This window comes from Paenibacillus andongensis, assembly GCF_025369935.1.
GTDB lineage: Bacteria > Bacillota > Bacilli > Paenibacillales > NBRC-103111 > Paenibacillus_E > Paenibacillus_E andongensis.
Window position 1 is genome coordinate 1,692,653 of the sequence record NZ_CP104467.1, and the last position, 24,712, is coordinate 1,717,364.

The 24,712-nt window shown below is 45.5% G+C and carries 19 protein-coding genes and 1 riboswitch; of the genes, 15 read left to right on the top strand and 4 right to left on the bottom strand.

What is annotated here, in order from left to right; all coding sequences use genetic code 11:
* The 4 genes from NYR53_RS07900 (at position 1) to NYR53_RS07915 (ending at position 4,113) form a co-directional block, all read left to right on the top strand.
* Complete coding sequence (locus NYR53_RS07900) at positions 1 to 1,353, top strand: TrkH family potassium uptake protein (protein ID WP_261304667.1); 1,353 nt, start codon at positions 1 to 3, stop codon at positions 1,351 to 1,353.
* Between the two features lie 14 nt (positions 1,354 to 1,367).
* Entirely contained in the window at positions 1,368 to 2,030 is a 663-nt protein-coding gene (locus tag NYR53_RS07905) for a potassium channel family protein (protein WP_261304668.1), read from the top strand.
* Complete coding sequence (locus tag NYR53_RS07910) at positions 2,030 to 3,280, top strand: cation:proton antiporter (RefSeq protein ID WP_261304669.1); 1,251 nt, start codon at positions 2,030 to 2,032, stop codon at positions 3,278 to 3,280. The genes NYR53_RS07905 and NYR53_RS07910 overlap by 1 nt, the downstream gene beginning before the upstream one ends.
* 92 nt (positions 3,281 to 3,372) lie before the next feature.
* A complete protein-coding gene (locus NYR53_RS07915) occupies positions 3,373 to 4,113 on the top strand; it encodes a response regulator transcription factor (protein WP_261304670.1) in 741 nt (246 codons plus the stop codon).
* A 52-nt stretch (positions 4,114 to 4,165) separates the two neighbouring features.
* Here the strand turns inward: NYR53_RS07915 and NYR53_RS07920 are convergent, their stop codons facing one another.
* Positions 4,166 to 5,062, bottom strand: coding sequence for a LysR family transcriptional regulator (locus tag NYR53_RS07920; protein ID WP_261304671.1), 897 nt, complete (start codon positions 5,060 to 5,062; stop codon positions 4,166 to 4,168).
* A 288-nt stretch (positions 5,063 to 5,350) separates the two neighbouring features.
* Here NYR53_RS07920 and NYR53_RS07925 point away from each other — a divergent pair, with 288 nt between their 5' ends.
* From NYR53_RS07925 to sdhB, 3 genes are read left to right on the top strand one after another with little or no spacing between them, the layout of a single operon-like run.
* Positions 5,351 to 6,004 carry a succinate dehydrogenase cytochrome b558 subunit gene (locus NYR53_RS07925; protein WP_290428989.1) on the top strand — a complete coding sequence of 218 codons (654 nt, stop codon included), beginning with the start codon at positions 5,351 to 5,353 and terminating at the stop codon, positions 6,002 to 6,004.
* Positions 6,005 to 6,020: 16 nt separating this feature from the next.
* On the top strand, positions 6,021 to 7,784 hold the full coding sequence (gene sdhA / locus NYR53_RS07930) for a succinate dehydrogenase flavoprotein subunit (protein ID WP_261304672.1): 1,764 nt from the start codon (positions 6,021 to 6,023) through the stop codon (positions 7,782 to 7,784).
* Between the two features lie 2 nt (positions 7,785 to 7,786).
* Positions 7,787 to 8,551, top strand: a complete 765-nt coding sequence (sdhB, locus tag NYR53_RS07935) for a succinate dehydrogenase iron-sulfur subunit (protein WP_047680827.1) — start codon at positions 7,787 to 7,789, stop codon at positions 8,549 to 8,551.
* Positions 8,552 to 8,713: 162 nt separating this feature from the next.
* Here the strand turns inward: sdhB and NYR53_RS07940 are convergent, their stop codons facing one another.
* Complete coding sequence (locus NYR53_RS07940) at positions 8,714 to 8,899, bottom strand: hypothetical protein (protein WP_261304673.1); 186 nt, start codon at positions 8,897 to 8,899, stop codon at positions 8,714 to 8,716.
* A 160-nt stretch (positions 8,900 to 9,059) separates the two neighbouring features.
* Positions 9,060 to 9,168: riboswitch (guanidine-I (ykkC/yxkD leader) on the top strand.
* Positions 9,169 to 9,233: 65 nt separating this feature from the next.
* On the opposite strand from NYR53_RS07940, the gene NYR53_RS07945 reads away from it, so the two are divergent.
* The 6 genes from NYR53_RS07945 (at position 9,234) to NYR53_RS07970 (ending at position 20,334) form a co-directional block, all read left to right on the top strand.
* Positions 9,234 to 10,256 (top strand): ABC transporter substrate-binding protein, encoded by a 1,023-nt coding sequence (locus NYR53_RS07945; RefSeq protein ID WP_261304674.1) that lies wholly within the window; start codon positions 9,234 to 9,236, stop codon positions 10,254 to 10,256.
* A gap of 32 nt (positions 10,257 to 10,288) precedes the next feature.
* Positions 10,289 to 11,098: an ABC transporter permease gene (locus NYR53_RS07950; RefSeq protein ID WP_261304675.1), complete on the top strand. Its 810-nt coding sequence runs from the start codon at positions 10,289 to 10,291 to the stop codon at positions 11,096 to 11,098.
* Positions 11,099 to 11,908, top strand: coding sequence for an ABC transporter ATP-binding protein (locus NYR53_RS07955; protein WP_261304676.1), 810 nt, complete (start codon positions 11,099 to 11,101; stop codon positions 11,906 to 11,908). It abuts the gene before it with no gap.
* 310 nt (positions 11,909 to 12,218) lie between these two features.
* Positions 12,219 to 14,210 carry an efflux RND transporter periplasmic adaptor subunit gene (locus NYR53_RS07960; RefSeq protein WP_261304677.1) on the top strand — a complete coding sequence of 664 codons (1,992 nt, stop codon included), beginning with the start codon at positions 12,219 to 12,221 and terminating at the stop codon, positions 14,208 to 14,210.
* Positions 14,207 to 17,359, top strand: coding sequence for an efflux RND transporter permease subunit (locus NYR53_RS07965; RefSeq protein WP_261304678.1), 3,153 nt, complete (start codon positions 14,207 to 14,209; stop codon positions 17,357 to 17,359). Before NYR53_RS07960 ends, NYR53_RS07965 begins: the two co-directional genes overlap by 4 nt.
* Before the next feature lie 101 nt (positions 17,360 to 17,460).
* Entirely contained in the window at positions 17,461 to 20,334 is a 2,874-nt protein-coding gene (locus NYR53_RS07970) for an RCC1 domain-containing protein (RefSeq protein WP_261304679.1), read from the top strand.
* Between the two features lie 167 nt (positions 20,335 to 20,501).
* On the opposite strand, the gene NYR53_RS07975 is transcribed toward NYR53_RS07970, so the two are convergent.
* Positions 20,502 to 21,263: a phosphodiester glycosidase family protein gene (locus tag NYR53_RS07975; RefSeq protein ID WP_261304680.1), complete on the bottom strand. Its 762-nt coding sequence runs from the start codon at positions 21,261 to 21,263 to the stop codon at positions 20,502 to 20,504.
* Positions 21,264 to 21,410: 147 nt separating this feature from the next.
* Here NYR53_RS07975 and NYR53_RS07980 point away from each other — a divergent pair, with 147 nt between their 5' ends.
* Positions 21,411 to 22,469, top strand: a complete 1,059-nt coding sequence (locus NYR53_RS07980; protein ID WP_261304681.1) for a LacI family DNA-binding transcriptional regulator — start codon at positions 21,411 to 21,413, stop codon at positions 22,467 to 22,469.
* A gap of 60 nt (positions 22,470 to 22,529) precedes the next feature.
* Here the strand turns inward: NYR53_RS07980 and NYR53_RS07985 are convergent, their stop codons facing one another.
* A complete protein-coding gene (locus NYR53_RS07985) occupies positions 22,530 to 23,495 on the bottom strand; it encodes a cation diffusion facilitator family transporter (RefSeq protein ID WP_261304682.1) in 966 nt (321 codons plus the stop codon).
* 468 nt (positions 23,496 to 23,963) lie between these two features.
* On the opposite strand from NYR53_RS07985, the gene NYR53_RS07990 reads away from it, so the two are divergent.
* Complete coding sequence (locus tag NYR53_RS07990) at positions 23,964 to 24,626, top strand: stalk domain-containing protein (protein ID WP_261304683.1); 663 nt, start codon at positions 23,964 to 23,966, stop codon at positions 24,624 to 24,626.
* Positions 24,627 to 24,712: the final 86 nt, after the last annotated feature.

Below are 24,712 nucleotides of genomic sequence, written 5' to 3' on the forward strand. Positions count from 1 at the left end.
ATGATAAAAAAAATGAACATTTGGCGGCTGACGCCTCCGCAAATTCTCGTACTCGGATTTGCTGCTATTATTTTCTTAGGAGCAGGACTTTTGACCCTTCCCTTTGCTTCTGCAACGGGACATTCCATTGCATTTATTGATGCGCTGTTTACAGCGACTTCAGCAACGTGTGTGACGGGTTTGGTCGTAGTGGATACTGGGAGTGCCTACACGATGTTTGGGCAGATCGTCATAGTGAGCTTGATTCAAATTGGCGGATTGGGTTTCATGACGATGGCAACTTTAATTGCTTTTGCCTTCCGTAAAAAAATCACGTTAAAAGAACGACTCGTTCTGCAAGAGGCTTTCAACCAAGGCAGTATGGAAGGTATCGTACGACTTATCCGTAAAGTTATTATTTATTCGTTATCGATTGAAGCTATTGCAGCCGTGATTTTCACGATTCGTTGGACGTTTGATTTGGGTTTTCCGAAAGCTCTTTACTTCGGGATTTGGCATGCCATATCCATGTTTAATAACGCAGGTTTCGATTTATTTGGAACTGTCGATGCACCATTTGTTTCCTTTACAGCCTATGCCAATGATTTCGTGGTGAACTTCGTTGTAATGGCACTTATTGTGCTCGGGGGTATCGGATTCATTGTTATGTCCGATTTGATGGATTATAAGACGAAGAAGAAGCTATCCCTGCATTCCAAAGTTGTGCTAAGCATGACGGGATTTCTTATCGTGTTTGGAGCCCTTGTCATCTTTATATTCGAATTTACAAATAACAGAACCATGGGTTCACTGGATATGGGAGGCAAAATATTAGCTTCTTTCTTTCAATCCGTTGCTCCGCGTACAGCCGGTCCGAATACGGTAGATATTGGAGCACTTCGCCAGGCTTCTCAATTTTTCATTGTCATTCTTATGTTTATCGGTGCTTCTCCCGGGTCAACTGGGGGAGGTATTAAAACAACTACTTTTACGATTCTAATTAGTGCTATAGTGACGATGATCCGTGGGAAAGAGGATATTGTCATTTTCCGTTATCGGTTGGCCAAGGATCGTATTCTTAAGGCTATTACTTTAACAATGATGGCATTGTTTTTAGTTATTTTTGTCACTATGCTGTTATCGACAACAGAGGATGCGCAGTTATTGAAAATATTGTTTGAAGTGACATCCGCCTTCGGGACTGTAGGTTTGACTATGGGGTTGACACCTGAATTAACAACGTTTGGGAAGATCCTCATAAGTTTGACGATGTTTGCTGGGCGTTTAGGACCCATCACACTAGCCTATGCTTTGCAGCCGAAGCAAGAAAAAGAACTATATAGATACCCAGAGGGTAAAATCACCATTGGATAAGGGGAACTACAAACATGAAGAAAAATCAATATGTCGTAATCGGGCTGGGTCGTTTTGGTGCCAGTATTTCCAAAGAACTCATAAACCTTGGTTATGAAGTGTTGGGTATTGACAAAGATGAAGAAGTCGTTGATGAGCTGAGTTCTGTGCTTACCCATACAGTAGTAGCGGATGCGACGGATGAAGAAGTATTGAAATCATTAGGCGTACGTAATTTCGACTGCGCTGTTGTAGCCATTGGGGATGATATTCAATCGAGTATCCTGGCGGCCATTGTATTAAAAGATTTGGGGATCAAAAAGGTTGTCGCTAAAGCATTGTCCGAATTGCACGGCAAAGTATTGAATAAGCTTGGTGTTGATCGTGTGATTTATCCGGAGCGAGATATGGGGATTCGTGTTGCACATCAACTGGTATCACCTAATCTCCTGGACTATATTGAGATTTCCAAAGAGTACACGATCGTGGAATTATCAGTCCCTAAGAATCTATGTGGCTTTGCTCTCAGGGAGTTAGATCCTCGTGCTAAGTATGGCTGCAGTATTGTAGCTATCAATAAACAAAATGGGATTATCATTGCACCAACCGCGGGTGATATCGTGAATGAGAATGATGTGATGGTCATCATCGGAACCAACAACCAAATTGATAAGTTTGAAAGTGAAGTCATCGGATAATGGAAAATACAACCTCGATCCTAATTGAACATGTTCTTATATTACTTGTGCTTATTTTTGGGTTGGGTATGATATCTGGGAAAGCGGCGCAATGGTTGAAGCTTCCTGACGTTGCTTTGTTTCTCATTGCAGGTATGCTGGTCGGACAAGCCTTTCATTGGATTACTGAATCCAGCACATCTTTTACGAATCAATTCATTCTTGTCATTGGTTCTACCTTAATCCTATTTGATGGAGGACGAAATATTAGACTCTCTGGTCTGCGCAAAGTATGGCTTACTGTAAGTCTACTTAGTGTCCCTGGAGTTCTAATCACATGCGGCGCAGTGGCGATAGTCGCCCATTTACTGCTGGATTTGCCTTGGTTATATGCTCTATTGCTGGGAGCGATTATCGCTTCAACAGATCCCGCAACCCTGATCCCAGTGTTTAAGCAAGTGAAGATCCGTCCGAAAGTACGTGAAACGGTTGAAAGCGAATCTGCTTTTAATGACGCGACCGCTTCGATTCTAACTTTTTCTTTATTAGCGATTATTCTTGGCACACAAGAGGTTTCTGTGACTTCAGGTGTCATTGATTTTGTGAAGACAGCACTGGGCGGGCTTCTTGTTGGTGCGGTCATTGGTTATGTGATGACGTTCCTGACAGCACATTTGAAATTGGGTCATCTAAGAGACTACGCAACGATAGCGATGGTTGTGACTTCACTAGGTGCTTATATCGCGGGTGAAGCAATAGGTGTAAGCGGCTTTATGGCAACTTTTACAGCAGGATTGATCTGGGGGAATGCGCATACCTTTAAGCTGGAAATGAAGGATAAACAGCTTGAAATGCATCATTTTTCAGAAAATATTACGGTCATCATGCGCATGCTTATTTTCATCTTACTAGGTAGTCAAGTGAACTTCCCATTAATCCTTGAGCATTTCTGGACAAGCTTAGGTGTTATCTTTGTATTTATGTTTATTGCACGCCCGCTTACGGTTCTGATCTGTACGTGGCCGGATCGTAAAGCGAAGTGGAAGCGAAATGAAATTCTGTTCATGTTCTGGGTTCGGGAGACAGGGGTTATACCCGCGGCGTTATCCGGAATGGTAGCTGGGTTGGGGGTTCAACACAGTGATCTTATTGCCAGCGTTACGTTCATGGCCGTGCTTATAACCATTTTGTTTCAAGCAAGTACAACGGCTTATGTGGCGCGTAAATTGGGTCTTGAAATAAAGCCGGGCGATCCCGACAACCATGATTAAAAAAAATTCTTTGATCACCATTCGACTATTCAATTAATAAAATTGCGAGTACATTACCAACAAGAGAATTTCTAACTGAAGGTGGACTCCCCATGTATAAGGTATTAATAATTGAAGACGATGCCATGATCGGCGATATGGTCACCATGTATCTAAGTGAAGAAGGATTTCATGTCGTAAGAAAGGCAAATGGGGCTGAAGGCATTGCAGCCGTCTCCCAGTTTGATCCAGATGTTATTTTGCTTGATCTGATGCTGCCTGATATGGATGGTCTTGCCTTATGCAAACAAGTTCGGGAAACCTCGAAAATACCTATAATGATCCTCTCGATGAAAAATAAAGTCGTTGAACGCGTTAATGCGCTCGGGGCAGGTGCAGACGACTATATGTGTAAACCGTTCAGTATGCATGAAATGAGTGCGAGAGTCCATGCTCTTATTCGGCGCTCCAACTTGTATTTGAAATCGAGTGTGAATACTCGTCAAGTGACGGAAGCAGCAGTTGGGGGAGCAACGACAGCGGTATTAGAGGCTGTCTTGGATATCGATAAGAAGATTACGCTCAATCCGAATACGCGCTCTATGCGTGTTCATGGTGTTTTAGTAGAGACGACTTATTCGGAGTTCGAAATTATGAAATGCTTTGTTAATCATCCTGGTCGCGTATATAGCCGGGAAGACTTACTGCAAACGGTTCGCGGATTTGACTGTTTAGTAACGGATCGGGCCATTGATGTACATATTGCTAACCTACGTAAAAAGATCGAGGACAATCCCAAAGAACCTAAGTGGATTCGGACGGTTTGGGGTGTAGGATACAAATTTGTTTATTAGAAAAAAAGAACCTCTAACCTCTGCACCTTTTAGGATGCGTGGCATAGAGGTTTTATTTTTGTGTGGCGAAGTAATTGATCGCTTGCGTGATAAACTTCATAGACGCCATATTATCCGCTGTATGATCGGAGTAAATGAGTGAAGTCGTTCGTTTCGTCTGTTCTAACTCGACTAAATTGCGCAAAATCAATTCATTATTACGAATTAAATCTTCACGTAAATAGGATCTTGGAAGCAAGGTAGCTGTTTTGCAAGTTGAAACGAGTCGGATAATGGCTTCGAAGGAGTCAATCTCCATTTGCACGTTGGGTAATATGGTATAACGGTTGAACAGCTCATCCATCAGAATGCGATACCAAGTGCCCTTGGAGAAGAGGATCATCGGCAATTCATTTAAGTCGTTCATTGTGATGGTGGATCGGTCGATAAGAGGATGCCCCAAAGGAAGCACCAGACATAAGTGATCATCGAATAATGGCTCGCAATGAAGGCTGGAAGCATTAATCTGGGAAGCAACGATGCCGATATCCACTTTGTTTTCTTTCGCCATAGTAACGATCTCGTGCGTCTTACCTGTAAGCAGCTTAATTTCTGTCAGCGGGTAATCCTGCAAGTAATCTGTGATGAGATCCGGGAGCGTTGTTTGCAGCGTTGTCAGGCTTGCTCCTATCGTAATCGATGTGTGGCTGCCCGCTGCTTTGTAGGTTTGGATCGCTTGCTTGAACTTGCGTTCTAAGTGACGCAGTTCCAAGGCGTGGTCATAGCATATTTGACCGACTTTGGTCAGTTCCAGCCTTTTACCTTTTCGGATAAATAGTTCTACGCCCAGCTCTTCCTCTAGCTTCATTATTTTGCGTGAGAGAGCCGGTTGCGAGATGTTTAATAGCATAGATGCTTTATTGAGGCTTACTTGTTCGACAACAACTGCGAAAACATCCAAGAGTTCCATGCTTCTATCGACTCCTTTTGTGCTATCCATATGTGATTTAGTTATAAGTGTATATAAAAAAACGGCACTTCCATTATAAGCGTGAAAGAGGTACGATGTACATGTCACTTTTTATCCACATTTCTTGTACGAAGGTGTATAATCATTCACTGATTTGGCAAAATAGGCGTGGATGATTATGGGTTGACGCTCGTTTGCGGCGAGAGTACAATGGTATGTGGCTTGTCTTGTCTGATCATGTCGGATAAATGATGAATGAATTTTTATGAGGGGGGAATTGGTTCAATTATGGGTAATTCGTATTACTTTCGAAAGATCCACTCTTTGCTTGGCGTAATTCCTGTGGGCTTCTTTCTTATTGAGCATTTGCTCACAAACTATGAAGCAACAAAAGGACCAGGCGCGTTCGTGGACCAAATTAACTGGTTAAACGGTTTGCCGTTAGTATTGCTCATGGAAATCGTGGGGATCTGGCTTCCGCTTCTTTACCATGCCGTTTATGGACTTTATGTGGCGTATCAAGCACGTAATAACGTATCGAGTTACGGGTATTTCCGTAATCAAATGTTCATGCTCCAACGGGTTACAGGCGTTATCACGTTCCTGTTCGTTGCTTGGCATTTCTTCGAAACTCGTTTGCAGGTTGCCTTCGGTAACGTAGCGCATGAAGAGCTTGGTCGAACGATGCACGATATTGCAACGAATCCGGTCATGTTCACGATCTATGTAGTAGGTATCGTTTCCGCTACGTTCCATTTCTGTAATGGACTTTGGTCGTTCCTAGTTAGCTGGGGGATTACAATTGGTCCGCGTGCGCAACGCATCTCTTCCATCATTTGGATGGCTCTATTCGTTGTCATGTCCGTGATGTTTATTATGTCTTTGACTGCATTTACAGATACGCAATTTCAGCTTCCGGTAGAAGCGCATACGGGGAAATAAGGGAGGGTGAACAGAAGTGGCTAATTCAAAAATTATCGTCGTCGGTGGAGGCCTTGCGGGACTCATGGCGACAATTAAAGCAGCAGAGGCCGGAGTTCACGTGCAATTGTTCTCCTTGGTCCCTGTTAAACGTTCCCATTCCGTATGTGCGCAAGGCGGCATTAACGGAGCGGTGAATACGAAGGGTGAAGGTGACTCCACGTGGGAGCACTTTGATGATACAGTATACGGTGGAGATTTCTTAGCAAATCAACCACCTGTTAAGGCTTTGTGCGATGCGGCTCCAGGCATTATCCATTTAATGGACCGTATGGGTGTTATGTTCAACCGTACACCAGAGGGCCTTCTGGATTTCCGTCGTTTCGGCGGTACTAAATATCACCGTACGGCATTCGCAGGCGCTACTACAGGGCAGCAGCTCTTGTACGCACTTGACGAGCAAGTACGCCGCTGGGAAACAGCTGGTCTTGTAACGAAATTCGAGCATTGGGAGTTCCTAGGTTCCGTTCTCGATGATGATGGCGTATGCCGTGGGATTGCAGCTCAAGATTTGCGGAGCATGGAAATTCAAACATTCCCATCCGACGCGGTCATCTTGGCAACAGGCGGTCCTGGTATTATTTTCGGCAAAACAACGAACTCGGTCATTAATACAGGTACGGCAGCAAGTGCGGTTTACCAACAAGGCGTTAAGTATGCGAATGGCGAAATGATTCAAATTCACCCAACAGCGATTCCCGGAGATGACAAGCTTCGCTTGATGTCGGAATCTGCGCGTGGTGAAGGCGGACGTATTTGGACATACAAAGACGGGAAGCCTTGGTACTTCCTCGAAGAGAAATATCCGGCATACGGTAACTTGGTGCCACGTGATATTGCAACTCGTGAAATCTTCTCAGTGTGCGTAGACCAGAAGCTTGGTATTAACGGTGAGAACATGGTTTACCTTGATCTTTCTCATAAAGATCCGAAGGAGCTTGATATTAAGCTTGGCGGTATTATGGAAATCTACGAGAAATTCATGGGCGACGATCCGCGTAAAATTCCGATGAAGATTTTCCCTGCGGTTCACTATTCCATGGGCGGAATCTGGGTCGATTACAACATGATGACGAACATTCCCGGCTTATTCGCTGCAGGTGAGTGTGAGTATCAACATCACGGTGCGAACCGTCTTGGAGCGAACTCGCTCGTTTCGGCCATCTATGATGGGATGGTTTCCGGTCCTAAAGCGGTTGAATATGTCCGCGGCTTAGAGAAACATGCTGATGATACTTCCTCGATCGTATATGATCGCGAGAAGAAACGTCATACAGACCGTTATGAGAACTTGCTCAAAATGAACAGCGGCACCGAGAATGCCTACGTTCTGCATAAAGAGCTTGGCGATATGATGAATGCTAATATGACGGTTGTTCGTTACAATGATCGTCTCGAAGATACGATTGGTAAGATCAAGGATTTGAAAGAAAGATACAACAACATCAACATCACAGATACAGCTCGTTGGAACAATCAAGGGGTTGCGTTCACACGTCAGCTCTGGAACATGTTCGAATTGGCTGAAGCGATGACACTTGGCGCCTTGCTACGTAACGAGAGCCGCGGCGCGCATTATAAGCCAGAATTCACTGAGCGTGATGATGAGAACTTCATGAAAACAACAATTGCCGATTGGACGCCGGAAGGTCCGAAAATCAGCTATGAAGATATCGATGTATCTTTGATTGCACCGCGGAAACGTGACTACTCCACGGAGAAGAAAAAGGGAGGACATTAATCATGGCTGAGACACTAAGCGCACAAAAGACAGTGAAGTTTATCGTGACTCGTCAAGAGAGTCCAGATTCCAAACCTTATACCGAGGAATTTGAAATTCCTTATCGCTCCAATATGAATGTCATCAGCGGTTTGATGGAAGTACAGCGTAATCCGAAGAATGCCAAAGGTGACAAGACGACTCCTGTATGCTGGGAATCCAACTGTCTTGAGGAAGTATGCGGAGCTTGTTCCATGGTTATCAACGGTAAGCCGCGTCAAGCTTGTTCAGCTCTTGTTGATAAGCTAGAGCAGCCGATTCGCGTTGCTCCAATGAGCACGTTCCCTGTTATGCGTGATCTTGTTATCGACCGTGGGCGCATGTTCACTGCTTTGAAGAAAGTAAAAGCATGGGTTCCGATCGACGGTACGTATGATCTTGGACCAGGACCTCGTATGGCGGAGTCGAAGCGTCAATGGGCATACGAGCTTTCCAAATGTATGACATGCGGCGTTTGTCTTGAGGCTTGTCCGAACGTGAACGACAAAAACTCCTTTATCGGACCATCCGCACTTTCTCAAGTTCGTCTGTTCAATGCGCACCCAACGGGTGAAATGAACAAAGACGAGCGTCTGGATACGTTGATGACAGATGGCGGTATTGAAGGCTGCGGTAACTCGCAGAACTGCGTACGCTCCTGTCCGAAAGGCATTCCGTTGACGACTTCAATCGCAGCACTGAATGCAGATACAACGAAACATATGTTCAAAAAATGGTTAGGCGTGTAAACTCCGCTTAATAAGGATAAAGCCCGATGCCCTGTTCTCCAGGGTGTTGGGCTTTTTTTCATGCTCGTGTATTGCTGTTGAAGATAAGTAACCACGGATGTTAAGCTCACAGAAAAAGCCCATCAGGATGATCTCCCTGATGGGCTATGCAGGATTAAGAGGCTAGTCAGCGGGCAGGCTATCAGCTTGAGTGGCTGCTTGATTATTTATAGGGGAAATCAGGAGAGGATGCTCGGATAGGGGGTGTTCTTCTTGAATTTCAGAAGCAGAAGGCCCCGTAAATACAACAGGTTTAGGTGGAATAGGCTGATTATCTAACATGGTGATGTGGAAATGAATCGAGTACATCGTATACACCTCCGTTATAGTTGCTTTATATGTTATATATTATTACACATGCAGCTATTTTGACAACCTATTATTTTTTTGTGTTATATATATTGACATATAAGTCGGATGTAAGTATGATTAAGACAAATGTAAGACATCGAAGTACCAACCTCATAGCAAACTTGTTTTCTAGGGTTCCGCGACAGAATGAAGGCTGTTGGTCAGGTCCAAGAGAAGACACACGGTGAGCTTCATCGTGCACACGGAGGGATAAAAGCCCGGGAGGATATCAGAATATGATATCGTTCCGGGTTTTTCTTTTTACCAGTACAAATGGAGAGGGAGAATCGGAATGAGACAAAGAGTGGGTTTTCTGATGATGGCGTTGCTATTGATTTTTACAGTAGTTAGCGGATGTACGAGCAAAGGGGCAACAAGCTCAACAACAGGAAAGAGCGGAGAACCGATTAAATTGGCACTTAGTCCATGGCCGGGTTGGTTTGTATGGTATTTAGTGAAGGAAAAGGGGTTCTTTGAAAAAAATGGGGTTAACGTTGATCTCGTTTGGTTCCCGGTGTATAGCGACTCCTTATCGGCATTGGCGTCTGGTAAAGTGGATGCGAACAGCCAAACTTTAAGCGATACGCTTGCTCCAGCAAGTAAAGGGATTAAACTCAAAGCTGTACTGGTGAACGATAACTCCAACGGCGGAGACGGTGTTGTTGTGAAGCCAAGCATCAATTCACTGAAGGATTTGAAGGGGAAGAAAGTGGCGACTGAGCTGGGAACGGTTGATCATCTACTGATGCTAACCGCACTTGAAAAGGCGGGGCTTGCTGAGAAAGATGTCGCTTATACGAATATGACGGTTAACGATGCAGGACCTGCTTTCATTTCAGGTAACCTAGATGCCGCGGTGCTATGGGAGCCATTCCTCAGCAAGGCGATTCAAGAGGGCAAAGGTAAGCTATTATTTTCCTCCAAGGATACACCGGGACTTATCCCTGATCTGCTAGTTTTTAAAGAAGAAATAACGAAGAACCGTCCGGAAGATGTGAAAAAAATTATCAACGCTTGGTTCGATGCCTTGGATTATTGGAAGGCCAATCCAGAAGAGTCATTGAAAATTATGGCCAAAGCGGCAGAAACGCCGGTAGATGAATATAAAGCTGGCGTAGATAGCGTTAAAATTTTCCAACTTGAAGATAATGTGAAAGCTTTTCAAAAGGGTGATAACTTAGAATCCCTACAATTTACTTCGCAGAAGACAGCTGAATTCTTGAAGGGATTAGATATGCTAACTTCCATTCCTAAGGCGGAAAGCTTCTTAGATGGACACTTTGTAGAAGAAGTACTGAAGGAACGGAAGAAATAACTACTGGAGAGCGAGGGCTCTAAATGAACACCATGGTGAAAAAAAGGCGCAAATCAACGTTGTTTGCCATACGGGGCGATATTAGCCGTAGAACCTATACATCCGGTGTCGTGCTCGTTGTTGTGATAGCTATGCTCTTCTGGAGTGTGCTCAGCTATGGCGACTTTGTGAATCGCACGTTCTTGCCTACACCGGATCAAGTACTTCGTCAGTTTGCCGTTCAGCTGCAGAGCTCTGTATTCTGGAACCATGTTGGCATTAGTATATTTCGAGTAGGGGCGGGCTTTCTGCTTGCTTGTTTACTGGGTATTCCGCTTGGCATTCTGGCTGGGACGTTTCGCTTTGCAGAAGCGCTGCTCGTTCCTCCTACTGAGTTTATCCGGTATATGCCAGCGACAGCTTTCATCCCGCTTATTATGGTTTGGGCAGGGATTGGTGAATGGGCGAAGGTGATCGTCATTTTCATCGGCTGTTTCTTCCAGCTCATGCTGATGGTTGCCGATAATACACGTTCGGTATCCAATGATTTGCTTCAAACCTCCTATACCCTCGGTGCGAACCGCTGGCAAGTCATAGAGAGGGTGCTTATTCCCGCTTTACTGCCGGATTTAATGAACACCATGCGATTAATCATCGGTTGGGCTTGGACATATCTCGTTGTAGCTGAGTTGGTTGCGGCTAGCAGCGGACTAGGGTTCTCCATTATGAAAGCGCAGCGGTTCCTCAATACGGATCTGATCTTCGTAGGAATTATCGCCATTGGCTTGCTTGGATTGCTAACGGATCGCACATTTGCTTATTGTCACCGTAGATTTTTCCCGTGGCTGGAAGGAGGGCGTTAAATGTTGCACGCTTTGAATATGGAGCCCTTTGATGATAAAGCTTTGGCTGTGAGTAAAATTACGGCGACGGATGTAACGAAGGTGTATAGCACTAAGAAATCTCAATTTGTTGCGCTGGATCGTGTTTCATTCCATGTGGATGCGCACGAATTTGTAAGTTTTGTAGGTCCGTCGGGCTGTGGCAAGTCCTCTTTATTGAGGATCCTTGCGGGATTAGAATCGATGACGACTGGATCGCTCCGTATCTCCGGACATGAAATTGATGGTCCTGGCGCTGACCGTGGGATGGTATTCCAGTCGTACACTTTGTTCCCTTGGCTTTCTGTGAGGGAGAATATCGAGTTCGGACTGACGCTTAAAGGCGTTCCTTTATTCGAAAAGAGGGCCATTTCCGATCACTTCATGGAGCTTGTCGGGCTGCAGAAGTTCGCCAGATCGCTGCCGAAGGAGCTTTCGGGCGGCATGAAGCAGCGGGTCGCCATCGCTCGGGCCCTCGCGAACAATCCGGAAGTTCTACTGATGGATGAGCCATTCGGTGCGCTCGATCCGCAGACGAAGAATTCGATGCAGGAGCTGTTATTGCGGATTTGGGAAAAGGAAAAAACCACCGTCGTTTTCATTACTCATGACATCGAGGAGGCGATCTTTTTATCGCAGCGCGTGTATGTGATGAAGGCGCACCCTGGAAGGATTCGCCAAGAAGTCGTGATTCCGCAAGGAATTCGGGAGAACTTGGATTGTAAAGATTCGGAGTCGTTTATTAAGCTGAAGAAGCAAATTATTTCGCTTATTGGGGATCATGAGGAGTAATCTGTAGTGAGTGTCGATAACGTAAGCAGAATAACCGAAACAAAGGGGCTGTCCCACAAGTAGAACCGACTTGTGGATAGCCTCTTCTTTGGCATGAATCGCGGATAATAAATTCTGGCTCAACAAGCAAATTTTCGGTACTTTCAAACGCCAATATACGGATAATTAGGGCTTCATCCAAAGGATAAAATATTCTCTTTAATTTTTACTTTTTTTTCACATTTGCATCACAGTTCTATCATGAAATTTTAGTATGGTGATAAAGAACGATTTGCCCAAATGAATAGAATTTGACGGAGGTTTCAATCCAATGAGGAAGTACAGTTCATTCAACAGCATCACAATCATCGCAGTCGTTACCGCAATAACCGTCACTATAACTGGTTGCAGTACGGCAGCAACAAGCACGGCTAAACCAGGGGCTAGCGGTCGTTCGGGAACACGTCAAATGACGGTAGAAACACAGCAAGTCAAATTGTCAGACATTGGAGGCGGGCAAGTATTTACAGGCTCAATTACACCTGCTTTCACGACCAATCTTTCTTCGAAAGTCAACGGGCGCATTACATCTATGGATGTGAATGTAGGCGATCGTGTGAAAGTAGGACAAGCCTTGGCGCATATAGACACCACAGTGCTGCAGCAATCCGTTGAGCAATCTAAAAGTGATGTTGCATTAAGCCAAGCGCAGTATAGTAAAGTGGTTAATGATCAGTCCAATAGTGTAGCTTTGGCTCAAAAGGCTCTGGCTGTACAGCAAGCGGCTTACGAAAAAACGATCAATGATCAAAAAAACGCGGTTGCTTTGGCGCAAGCTCAACTTAACAACGCGATAGCTGCTCAGCAAAACTCCATCGAGAGTGCAAAACAAGGGGTTTCTAACGCCCAAGCTAGCTTTAGCAAAGCGCAGGCCGATGCGGCTACTGCCGTAACAGTTGCCCAAACGAACTTGAACTCGCAGCTGGATAGTCTACTTACAACACAGAATAACAATATAGATACCTACCAACTTAATGTGCAGCAAGCAGTTGCTGCCTACAATACAGCAACAGATAAAGCTTCTGCGATGGCCAAGTTGCAGAGTGCGCAGCTTCAATTGCAGCAAGCACAGCAGGCTCAATATAAAGACACGCAGTCGGCTCAACAATCGCTGACAAACTTGCAAAATGCTCTTCTGACAGCTCAAAGCTCTCAGAGCGTGCAGGTAGCTCAAGAGTCTCTGAACGCTGCGCTTTTATCTTTGGCAAACACACAAGGGACGGCTGCGGCTCAGATTGAGCTTAGCCGGACACAATTCGCACAGTCGCAATCTTCGCAGGATATTGCGAAGAACACGGCAGAAGCTACGCTTGACCAATCCAAACAATCTCTGATGACAGCGCAATCCACGGATTCTGTACAGGTTAGCGCCGCTCAGCTGCAGCAATCTCAAATGAAATTAAAACTACTGAGCGAGCAGCTTCAGGACGGTGTGCTGACTAGTCCACTAGACGGAATTGTTAGCAATATTCTAGTACCTGTTGGACAAAATACAGGCCAATCCGCGGTTATGTCTATTGCTTCCTTTGACCCGGTCATCGCAACCGTGAACGTATCCGAAGCATCCGTTGGTAAATTCAAAACGGGATTATCAATGTCCGTTAATGTGCCTACACTGAATAAATCGTTTGAGGGAACGGTATATATTGTCCATCCGACGATGGATGCTACTTCCAAATCGTATTTGGTTGACATTAAGCTGAAGGACGATAAGCATGAATTGCTGCCAGGCATGTTCGCAACATCGTCTTTGAAAAGCGAAGGCAAACAATCTATCGTCGTGCCAGCCGACGCTGTGCTTAGCCAACCAAGCGGCAACGCCGTTTTCATTGTAAAGGATGGCAAAGCCTCAAAGGTACTTGTGAAAATCGGCGTGATGACGAGCTCTTCTTTTGAAATTACAAGCGGTTTGAATGTTGGAGACGAGCTTGTTGTGAAGGGTCAGGAGCTTCTCTCGGATAATGTGCCTATTCAAGTAGGTCAACCAGGGCAAGATGCAGGTGGCGCTGGCAAGGGGAATTTCCAAGGCGGCAAAGGTAGTCAAGGTGGACAAAGTGGTCAAGGAGGCCAAGGTAGTCAAGGTCAAGGTCAAGGTCAAGGTGGCAAAGGCCAAGGGCAAGGCGGACAGGGCCAAGGTCAAGGCAGACAAGGTCAAGGCCAAGGAGGCCAAGGAGGCCAAGGGAAATCCGGCGGTCAAGGTGGCGCAAAGCCGAGTCCAAACGGAGCTGATGCAGGCACTTCGAAAGCGGGGGCTGGACAGTGAAGTTAGCTAATTTCTCGGTTCATCGTCCAGTCACTATTTTCATGATGATGATCGCGCTGGTCATTGTGGGAGCCATTGCAATTCCACTTTTGCCAGTTGATCTTTATCCGAACCTAGAAATACCATCGGCCACGGTTTCTGTTTCATGGAGCGGCGCTTCACCAGGCCAGATTGAGCAGCAAATTACGAAGCCGATTGAAAATGCCATGGCGACAGTTGCTGGCGTAACGAGCATAAGCTCTAATTCGCGGACGGGTTCGGGCAATGTGACGCTGCAATTTAACTATGGAACGGATATTGACCAGGCGACATTAACGATGCGCGATAAATTGGACAGAGTGCGCAGGCAGCTTCCGTCCGATGCCGATGCGCCCGTTGTCTCCAGGGTCGATCCAAACAGTACGCCTATCATGACACTGGCACTCTCTGGGAAAACCGATTTAGTGACGCTGCGTAATTTAGCTGATAACATCGTCAGTCCTGACGTTCAGCGTGCAGATGGCGTAGCATCCGTTGGTGTATCTGGCGGACGTGTTAGACAAATTCAAATTCTCGTCGAGCCGAGCCGACTGCAGCAGTATAACATCTCTTTCAGCACCCTAGTGTCCGCTCTTGGAAATGATAACTCTTCCACAGACGCAGGACTCGTTAATAAAGGTAAACAGCTAGTGCCTTTGCATATTGATGGTGAATTTAAATCCACCACAGATATTGGCAAAGTTCAGGTACAGCTGGGCAAGGGTCAAACGATCGCGCTAAGTGACCTTGGACAGATCATCGACACGTATCAAGATGTCACGTTGGAAGCGCGGAAAGACGGGGAAGCCAGTGTCAGCCTCTCGGTGCTTAAACAATCCGACGGCAATACGGTTTCCGTTTCCAGTAACATCCAGAAATCACTTCAATCTATTCAATCCAAGCTGCCTGAGGGCGTTCACGTCGCTGTACTGAACGATACGGCCAAATTTATTCGCGATTCATTGAATACGGTCATCGAGCATACTTTGCTGGGCGGCGTGTTTTCCGTCATCATTTTGTTATTTTTCTTACGCAGCATAAGAGCGACGCTCATTATTGGCGTGGTGATCCCGATTTCGATCATCAGTACATTTAGTATGATGTATTTCGGCCATCAAACGATTAATACCATTACCTTAGGTGGTTTGGCTCTTGGTCTGGGCTCACTTGTTGACTTTGCGGTCGTCGTACTGGAAAGTATTTTCCGCAAAAGGCACGAAGGACTCTCTCCGGAAGAAGCTGCAAAAATAGGTACCGCAGAAGTAGGAACGGCGGTTATGGCTTCTGCGCTGGCACAAATTGCTGTATTTCTGCCAACCGTATTTATTGGTGGCTTGGTTAAGCAATTTTTCTGGCCGATGGCACTCGTGGTATGTTTTTCCCATATTGCTGCATGGTTCGCGGCTGTAACATTAGTACCGATGCTTGCCGCCAAACTTCTGCGGGGGAAAGTCGATGAGGAACTGCCAAAAGGCAGATCATTCAATCCATTCATTTGGTTCGGCCGGGCTTTAAACCGCACAACTGACTTGTATGGCCGATTGCTCCGTTGGTCTATGCTTCATCGGTGGATTATTATCTCCATTACTGTGCTGCTTTTTGCAGCCAGTGTGTATTCTGTTCGGTTTGTAGGAAATGAACTAACGCCTAAGACGGACCAAGGCCAAGTTAATTTAAATATCAACCTGCCGCAGGGGACAGATTTCGAAGTTACGAATCAAGTAGCAACTACGCTCGAAACGAGATTGAAAGACGTACAGGAAATCGATTCCGTTTTTACTTCCGTTGGTTCCGCTGGGGGCGGTGCTTTTCAATCCTCGGCAACGAACACGGCGAGTATTCAGATCAGGCTGAAACCGCTAAGTGATAGGAAGAAGAGCACAGATCAAGTCGCCGAACAAATTCGTGGACTCACAACTGGCTTTGCTGGTGCGCAAATTGGTGTCAGTATACCTTCTGGCGTTAGGCTTCCAGGTCTTGGCGGCGGTGGGAATTTTGGCGGTGGCGACATTCAGGTGAATCTTTCCGGTCCCGACTTAACGATTTTGCAAAAGTTGGGTGACTTGGTTGCCCAAGAAATCAGTTCTGTAGACGGAACGCGTAATGTTCAAAATACACTGGATCGTTCGATCCCGCAATTCAATCTAACAATTGATCGTGATGCAGCTGCACACTACGGGGTTTCCCTGCGAGACGTTATGACGGCTTTGCGGACAGCCTATCAGGGTAATGTCGCAACGCAATTTAAAACAGCGAGCTCACAAATCTCGGTTCTTGTGAAGTATCCGAACGATTTTACGAACAAGATTGAAAACTTCAACAATATTACCATTAATACGACTGCGGGGACGGTTATTCCTGTCAGTCAGATTGCCAAGGTAGAGCCAGGCACAGGACCTGCGCAAATTCGCAGACAAGATCAGAATCGGGTAGCTACAGTTCAGGCATCTGTTTTTGGAGCTTCGGTTGGGGAAGTATCTGCTCTGGTGAAACAGAAGATCGATGCCATTCAACCACCTGATGGATATCAGTTAACGATGGGCGGTCAGCAGACAAGTCAAAATGATTCTTTTAAGAGCTTGTATTTGATCCTAATTCTTTCAGTCGTATTGGTTTACATGGTTATGGCGAGTCAATTTGAATCGTTATACGGTCCATTTATCATCATGTTCTCTTTGCCGCCTACATTCATTGGGGCGATCCTTGGACTTGTCGTGACAGGTCGGACCATCAATATGAATTCGATTATCGGGATGATTATGCTGGTCGGTATCGTCGTGAACAATGCGATTGTTTTGATCGACTATACGAATCAACTGCGCGCCAAAGGAATGCCGCTCTTCGATGCCTTAATTGAAGCCGGTAAGGTGCGTTTACGTCCGATTCTCATGACGACGGCAACGACGGTGCTCGCGATGCTGCCTCTTGTTATCGGCTTTGGCGATGGGGCGGAGACACAAGCATCGATGGCGACAGTCGTCGCGTTCGGTTTAACCTTGTCCACACTTGTAACTTTAGTGTTGATTCCAGTTGTTTATACACTGCTTGACGGCTGGATGAACGGGATCAAAAAGAAATTCAAACGTAACCCTTCTGCAACGCAGGAGTCGGGAACGACAATTTCGTTGTGATAGTTGGAAAATATGCTTTCGAAGCCAGTTTTTCTGGCGAAAAACTCAAGTTAATGCTTACGAAGATAGCTTTCCAAAGGAAAGCTTTAAGGAGAAGGCTCATGAAAACAATGAAACGTAACGTTTCCTTCTGGTTGTTAGGCTTTATGCTGCTTAGTGCCTTTACGGTTTTCTCAGGAGTTCCTGAGAAAGCTTGGGCGGACGCAAGCGTACCAGTCACTGGGACTGCCGATATCAAACCGTCTTCCATCCTTCAAATCAGTGGCGGAAAAGGCTTCACCGTTCTTCTCAAGAAAGACGGAACCGTGTGGACATGGGGAGACAATCTGCGGGGCAAGCTCGGATCGGGATTGAACAACCGCAATCAACCGACCCCGATTAGCGGATTGACGAATATTAAAGCAATTGCGGTTGGGCAGTCCCATACACTTGCGTTGAAAGCGGACGGCACGGTCTGGGCTTGGGGGGAAAACACCTTTGGTCAACTTGGTGACGGAACCACGGTGGATCGCACTTCACCGGTTCAGGTTACGGACTTGACCCATGTGACGGCGATCTCAGCGGGTAATTTTCACTCCGTAGTGGTCAAAGATGACGGAACAGCCTGGAGCTGGGGCGACAATACGTATGGACAGCTAGGGGACAGCACGAATACAGCCCAAAAAAAGCCTGTTCAAGTCAAAGGCAACATCGTTTCTGTTAAAGCCATTGCCAGCGGCGCTTATCATACCTTGGCGATTGATCAAGATGGTGTCGTATGGGCGTGGGGAGACAACTATTTTGGAGAGCTTGGTTACGGATATGACCAAAATCGATTGAATACGCCTATCATGGTAACGAGCTCTTATTGGCATATTACGCAAATTGCGGCTGGTTTTGACTATTCCATGGCGCTCAAAGATGATGGTACCGTGTTGACATGGGGACTCATGACATCTGATCCGAGCTCGATGTATAATGCCGTTAATTCGGGTACGGAAGAGCAGAAGCTGCCGCTGCTCGTAACAGGGCTGGACAACGTAACCCAAATCTCCGCCGGCACTTCTCATGCTGTTGCATTAAAGAAAGATGGCAGCGTGTACGCATGGGGGGACAATGCCTCAGGCCAATTGGGCGTAGGAACGGCTTATGATGGTAGAACGTGGAACCAAACGTTTCCTGATCATGTCGATGGGCTCCCAGAGATCATTCGTATAGGGGCTGGTACCAATTTTACATTTGCCGTAGGGAAAGATGATAGCCTTTGGGCTTGGGGGAATAACAGTTACAGTCAGCTTGGTGACAAGACTTTGAATAACCAACCTGCTCCCATACAAATCCAAGTGAATACATGGATAAATCCACCGGTAATAAAGCCAGGTGAAGGTACGGTCATCATGAAGAGTCCTAAAGTACTCCCGCTTACAGCCGGAGAAAATGATACATTTGTCATTAAGAATAATCGTCTTTATGGTTGGGGAAGTAACACGTTCGGCCAACTAGGTGTGGGTTCGAATTCCTCTAAAATAGCACCAGAGCAACTGAAACTTGAGCAAGCAGTGGCCGTGGAAGCAGGCGACGCTCACACCGTGGCCGTCAAAGAAGATGGAACCTTGTGGACTTGGGGGCAAAATTTCTTTGGCCAGCTGGGTGATGGCACAACGACGGCTCGGACTACACCTGCACAAGTCAATGCATTGACTGGCGTTGTTGCAGCAGCTGCAGGCAGCAATCATACAATTGCTCTGCTAAATAATGGTTCCGTTTGGAGCTATGGCGACAATACCTACGGACAGCTGGGCCATGATCGCTTGGCAGAGTCTAATCAAATTGTGCAGCTGTCGAATATCGTTGCAGTGGCGGCAGGCTCCAACTTCAATTTGGCTCTGCAAAATACAGGGAAGATTTGGGCTTGGGGAGATAATACGAGCGGACAACTGGGAGATGGCACTTTGGCCAGCAAACAGCAGCCCGTTGAAATTAATGGTGTAACCGGAGTGATCGCGATAGCCGCTGGGAAAAATTATGCCCTTGCGCTTAAAGAAGACGGAACCGTTTGGGCGTGGGGTTATAACGCTTATGGGGAGCTAGGCGATGGTACCATAACGACACAAACCAAACCAGTTCAAGTTAACGGTTTAATGAATATCAAATCCATTGCAGCCGGTACGTATCACAGCATAGCGATTAAAGACGACGGCACAGTCTGGGTTTGGGGCCAGAACTTATTTGGCCAATTAGGTGATGGTTCAAAAACCAATCAGAACAAACCAGAGCTTGTGAAGAACTTAGGCACTGCGGATACAGCAGCCGCTGGCGGGACTCACAGTATTGTGAAGTTGAAAGATGGCACCATTTGGTCATGGGGAGGCAACTACACGGGGCAGCTCGGTGACAACTCATTAACGAATCGGAGCTTGCCGACTTTCATTAGTGGTTTAAGTGCTAATTTCAATGATCTTGCTGGTCATTGGGCCAAAGATTCGATTCTTCAAGCAGCAGAAAAAGGCTTCGTTGAAGGGTACAGTAACGGAAGCTTCCTTCCCGATCACACCATTACCAGAGCCGAATTCTTAAAACTAGCCGTTAAGGCCCTGAACGTGCCTGTATCTACAGCCAGTACAGATCAAGCATGGTATCAGCCTTATGTAGACGTTCTACAAAATACGGGCATATTGCAAGCGGGTGATCTTCAAGCAAATTGGGATCTACCGATTACTCGGCAGGAGATTGCGACGTTGGCCCTGCGCTTCGTAAGCCCTGAGCTACAAAAAATGAATACAGTTGTAAACCCCAATTTTGTCATGCTCGGAGCAGTGAACAAAGGGATTCTTCAAGGCTTAAACGCTGGAAACCTCGCTCAGGCCGAGGCGACAACCAGAGCGCAAGCGGTTATTGTCATTGAGCGGATTTTGAAAGTTCAGCAGGGGATTAATCTTCCTGTAGACCCCTTAGCTGTCGAGCAAGCTAAACAGAGTTCTGGAAACAATAAGTAGAGTTTGAGAATTAGAAAAGAACAGACTACGAAGAAGACCGTGACTTAGAGAGTAAATTCTCTAAACACGGTCATTTTTGCTGCAACTTTACTAAGTAAAAATCGCTCATATCACCACTCTCCCCTTGCCTCAGGATGAATGAAGATCTGACTAGACGACTTCTTGGTTTATTTCATAATCTGTATGATTTGATACACTTCGCGACCATCGCCATGCAGTTTATTCTCTCTGCTCATCAGTTGAGAAGAACCATCTCCATCGAGAAAAATACCGTCAACTAACGGGCCAGTTTGCAAGATAGCGCTGCGAAACTGTTCTATGGTACAAGAAGTCGGCGTGACGATTAACCAGACATTGCCTTGGGTGTCATAGGCTGCTGCTGATCGGAGACGATTTTCATCATAAGCGGGCATTTCTTCGGCGATCATTTGAGCTTCCCATTCGATAGAATCCCCTAGTTTCATACTAACTCCGCCTTGCGCCCAATAGTGGTTGCGATCCGTGACTTTAAGCTCGCCCGCATGCTTGACGATTTGAACATTGAAGGCTCGCAGCGCTTCATCCCAGACGAGCGTACCGCGCGACACATCTGTATTATACCAACCGGTTCCGTAGTCATTGGCTTCTCCTTTGGCTGGAAGGTCGTTGGTTACAGCGATGCTGAGCAAATCGGCATTGTAAAAAAATCCGCCATTAATACCATATAAGCCTGTTTCAGTGACATTTTTCTCAATGGCTCTAAGCGCGATGTTCTCAGGCTTCGTTTTCAGCACATGAAGCTCAACACCATTGGTGGCGTGCAGTTTAGAGTAGGTATAGGCATGAGGTTTTTTACCAATTTCGATAGCCAAAGGGTATAACGCCATAGAAAGAAATAGGCCAAGAATGGGAAAAAAGAGCCATAATGCAAGTGGACGATACTTTAGCATTCTTCGAATTCCTCCAATTAGACTAGGCGTACACGAATCTTTTCATTATAACGAATTACCGCAGGAATGCACAGATGATCGAAATTTGACGAGCGATTTGCTTATCGATAAAATGAGTTAAAGCAATTCAAGAATGAGGGATTTCCTATGAAGAGAAGTAAACAGCCCACCATTGTCGATGTGGCTTCTGAAGCGGGCGTTTCCATTGCGACGGTATCCAATGTTTTGAATCGGAGAAAGGTGCCGATGTCGCCGGAGACGATACGCAAAGTGGAGGAAGCCGTTGTACGGCTGGGTTATCGCCGCAATGTGATGGCAACGAACCTTAGTCGGCGTCGATCCTATGAGTTAGGGCTGATCATACCGCATTTCGGCGGCTATTATGGTCGATTTGCAGAGAAGCTGGAGCAGAAAGTACATCGATTCGGCTATCATTTATCGGTATTTTCAGCAGCGGGCATGGATCCAGTGATCGAGAAGCGTCACCTGGAGCACTTGCTGCAGCGAAGAGTAGATGGTTTAGTGAGCCATGGTTTAGCGATGAGTATGGAATCGACCCAGCAGTTAGTCGGTGAGGGCACACCGCTGGTTATCTTTAATGGCTGGGGCTGGCCTAGCGAAATCGTCAAGCTGGCGGTTAATTTGGATTTCGCGAAGGCTTCGACGGAAGCTGTCCAACAATTCCTCGCAAACGGATGTCACTCCATTATTTATGCCGGCAGGCGTAAAGGGATGGGGGCCAATGACCAGCGCATTCAAGGGTTTATGGCAGGGCTGAGAGATAATGCCAAGTCGACGGTACATGCTCTTTTGGATGCGGGAGAGCTTGGTATCGAAGGTATACTGGAGGAAGCTCTGCGTATAAGCGGCGATCACCGACCTATTGGCATCTATACCTTTAATGATGCGTTGGCGCTGGAGCTTTTAGCAGTGTGTCATGAGCGAGGCGTTCGCGTGCCAGAGGATGTGCAGTTGATTGGTATGGATAATGAACTATTTTCTAAGGCTAGCTTTCCCTCTATCACAAGTTTCGAGATGCCAGTCGATCTGCAAACGAGCTTAGTTGCTGCTATTCTGATGCGGCAGATAGGTGAAGACTTGGACGAGGAGAATGTACAATTGCTTGATGAGCACCTGCCGCGTATTCACGGACATGAGCTATTCATTGATTTGGAGATGATTGTCCGGAAGTCTACATCAACATGAAAAGACCGTTATACTCTCGCTAAGATGAGAAGTATAGCGGTCTTTTTGGCTGAACCCTTATTAGATTTGAAGCTCTTTTCTATTCGTTTGTCTTTGATGCTTCAAAAACTCTTTGCCATAATCCCCATGTGGATTAATGTCGGCATGCTCAATTTGGATGGTGGAGTGCTCGATGCCATATTTACTTTTCAGTGTTTCATTAATCGCAAGAATAACACAGAAAGGTTGTATGTTAGGATTGATGAACACATGTGCGGTTAAAGAGTAATGATCAGTCGAAACTGCCCACAGATGCATCTCATGCACATCTTCGACACCTTCAACATGCGCGATCTCACTGCGAATTTCATCTAAGTTGAAGCGTTCAGGTACTGACTCCATCAGAATCAGGTAAGATTCTCGAATGATTTTGCTTCCACCAATGAAAATAATGCCGCCAATAACCATCGAAATCAGAGGATCGAAAAAGAGAAGACCTGTGTAATAAATGATAATAGAAGAGATAATAACACCCACCGAGCTGAGCAAATCGCCGAAAAAGTGCCACAGCGCGCTTTTCACATTCAGATTGTCCTCTTCTTTCACACTATTATGGAGAACCAATGTAAGCACAAGATTGACAACGAAACCGATGGAGGCAATTCCAAGCATAAGAGCCAGTTTAATCGGCTGCGGGTTAATCATGCGTTGAATCCCCTCGATGAAAATTCCTAAAGCAATGATACAGAGGGCTAACCCATTCAGAAAAGACGCAATAATCTCAAACCGCAGGAAACCAAAGGTGAACCGCGCATTAGGCTGACGAGTAGCCAGCTTCAGAGCAACCATACTAAGTCCCAAAGCGATGACGTCAGAGATCATATGAGCAGAGTCGGACAGCAGAGCAAGGGAATTCGAGAGCACCCCGCCAACAATTTCTACGATAGTGAAAAAGGCGGTCAGTATGAGAGTCACCCATAACGTTTTTCTGGATTTGCTCTGTTCTTTCACATGATGAAGATGGTGATAGTCGTATTCGATACTCATACGGTTCCTCCTTATTTATAATTATTCTAATTAAACTATTATATGCTAGACCTTCGTCAGGCGCAACTGATTTTGTGTAAAGAGTATATGAAGAGAGTGAGAGGTCGTAATTGTAGGAGAAGGAGAAGGTATGAAAATAAAGCGCTTTCTAATTTGTAACATAATTGAAATGTTTCTGTTATGGTTTCATAATGTTTAGGAGGTATTATAATAACCAAGACCCCCTTTTTAATATAAACTTTTGAACCCGGCCCCGTTGGCTGGGTTCCTTTTTTTGTTTGGGTACAAAGCAAGCGGGCTCATCGATTGGCTTTTTGCCAATACGCCTCGCGAAGCAAGACCAGCGCGATTACATTTAACACTTACCTTCCTAGTGTAGCCTGTTACACAACTTGCTTGTATTTCCTAATTTTGTAATATATATTAGGTCATGAGAGATCATTTTTTAAAATGAGAGGAGAGATTATTATGAAGAAAACAATAGTTTCGATTGTTGGAATTTCTATGATTTTCAGTGCGGCAGCAGGCGTATACGCAGGGGCGAATTTGCAGGAAATTAAGGCTTATTTGAACAACGATATTAAAGTAAAGGTAAACGGAAATGTCGTACAATTATTGGATGCGCAAGGTAATGTAGTAACTCCAATTACATACGATGGAAGTACTTATTTGCCTGCTAGAGCTATTGCAAGTTCATTGAACGTAGCGGTGGATTACGATGCTGAATCAAATAGTGTTTTATTTGGTGAAAAGGTGGAAGGGATTCCGGTTAATGCAGATCAAACTTTTTATCAAGCAATTAAAGACCCTGACTTAACGAAATACAAAAGTAAGGATTATGGGGAAGTCATTAAAGATACGAAAAGTTCTGGATCGAATTTTACATTGGAACCAAATGGCAAGTATCAGAAACTTTATTTGCAAGTTGCTGCTATCGGTTCAGATGTAGAATTGAAAATTCAAGACAAGGATAGTAAACTACTTAAACAAGATACAGTGACAGTTAATGACGGATTAAAAACGATTGAGGTCAATATAGCTGGATTAGGCGATGTTACAGTTATTTATTCATATAAAAGTGACGGTAAATCAGGCATTTTTGTACCTTTAACTACTTCTTATTACAAGTGACATATCAATAAAATCGCTTAATTCATGCGAAACCAACTAAAAAGCTTCATGTATCAAGATCTATTCTACATCTTGAGCATGAGAGC